The 2,074-nt window shown below is 43.2% G+C and carries 1 protein-coding gene; it reads left to right on the top strand.

Annotated features, from left to right (window positions below; all coding sequences use genetic code 11):
• Positions 1 to 2,074, top strand: a 2,074-nt coding sequence (locus MM214_RS01645) for a hypothetical protein (protein WP_241291226.1), incomplete at both ends; no start/stop codon positions are given.

The raw sequence follows: 2,074 nt of genomic DNA, 5'->3' as shown, positions 1-2,074 counted from the left end.
TCCATCAATGGCAGAACAGGAGGCACCACAGCAAGTGTCTTGATCAACGATACCTTGAATGGTACTCCAGTGAATCCGACTGATGTTACTTTGAGCTTGGTAGATGGAGATTCAGAATTGACGCTCAATGCAAATGGTACAATAACCATTGCACCAAACACCCCAGCAGGTACTTATGAGCTAGAATACAGGATTTGTGAGAATCTTAATCCAGGTAACTGTTCAACAGCTATTGCAACAGTTACTGTGGAAGCAGCACCGATACTTGCGAATCCAGATGATTTTGATTCCATCAATGGCAGAATAGGAGGCACTACAGCAAGTGTCTTGATCAACGATACCTTGAATGGTACTCCAGTGAATCCTGCGGATGTTACTTTGAGCTTGGTAGATGGAGATTCAGAATTGACGTTGAACTCTGATGGAACAATATCCATTGCACCAAACACCCCATCAGGCTCTTATGAGCTAGAATACAGGATTTGTGAGATACTTAATCCGGGTAACTGTTCAACGGCTATTGCAACAGTTACTGTGGAAGCAGCACCGATACTTGCGAACCCTGACAACTTTGATTCCATCAATGGTAGAATAGGAGGCACTACAGCAAGTGTCTTGATCAACGACACTTTGAATGGTATTCAAGTGAATCCAACTGATGTTACTTTGAGCTTGGTAGATGGAGATTCAGAATTGACGCTCAATGCAAATGGAACAATATCCATTGCACCAAACACCCCAGCAGGCACTTATGAGCTAGAATACAGGATTTGCGAAAATCTTAACCCAAGCAACTGTTCAACGGCTATTGCAACAGTTACTGTGGAAGCAGCACCGATAGTTGCGAACCCTGACAACTTTGATTCCATCAATGGTAGAATAGGAGGCACTACAGCGAGCGTTTTGATAAATGACACTTTGAATGGTATTCAAGTGAATCCAGCAGATGTTACTTTGAGCTTGGTAGATGGAGATTCAGAATTGACGCTCAATGCAGATGGTACAATAACCATTGCACCAAACACCCCAACAGGTACTTATGAGCTAGAATACAGGATTTGTGAGAATCTTAACCCAAGCAACTGTTCAACGGCCATTGCAACAGTTACTGTGGAAGCTGCTCCGATAGTTGCGAATCCAGATGATTTTGATTCCATCAATGGTAGAACAGGAGGCACTACAGCAAGTGTCTTGATCAACGATACCTTGAATGGAGCGATAGTGAATCCTGCAGATATTACTTTGAGCTTGGTAGATGGAGATTCAGAATTGACGTTGAACTCTGATGGAACAATATCCATTGCACCAAACACCCCATCAGGCTCTTATGAGCTAGAATACAGGATTTGTGAGATACTTAATCCGGGTAACTGTTCAACGGCTATTGCAACAGTTACTGTGGAAGCAGCACCGATACTTGCGAACCCTGACAACTTTGATTCCATCAATGGTAGAATAGGAGGCACTACAGCAAGTGTCTTGATCAACGATACCTTGAATGGAGTGATAGTGAATCCAGCAGATATTACTTTGAGCTTGGTAGATGGAGATTCTGAATTGACGTTGAACTCTGGTGGAACAATATCCATTGCACCAAACACCCCAGCAGGTACTTATGAGCTAGAATACAGGATTTGTGAGAATCTTAATTCGGGCAACTGTTCAACGGCCATTGCAACAGTTACTGTGGAAGCAGCTCTGATAGTTGCGAATCCAGATGATTTTGATTCCGTCAATGGCAGAACAGGAGGCACTACAGCAAGTGTCTTGATCAATGATACCTTGAATGGTACTCCAGTGAATCCAACTGATGTGACTTTGACTCAGGTGGATCCTGACCCATCATCTCCATTGACGTTGAACGCAAATGGTACAATAACCATTGCACCAAACACCCCAGCAGGCACTTATGAGTTAGAATACAGCATTTGTGAGAATCTTAACCCTAGCAATTGTTCAACAGCCATTGCAACAGTTACTGTGGAAGCAGCACCGATACTTGCGAATCCAGATGACTTTGATTCCATCAATGGCAGAACAGGAGGCAATACAGCAAGTGTCTTGATCAACGATA

It is taken from the genome of Belliella kenyensis (genome assembly GCF_022549675.1).
Lineage (GTDB): Bacteria > Bacteroidota > Bacteroidia > Cytophagales > Cyclobacteriaceae > Belliella > Belliella kenyensis.
Note: the sequence above shows the minus strand (reverse complement) of the source record. Positions and strands in the feature narration are given on the sequence as shown.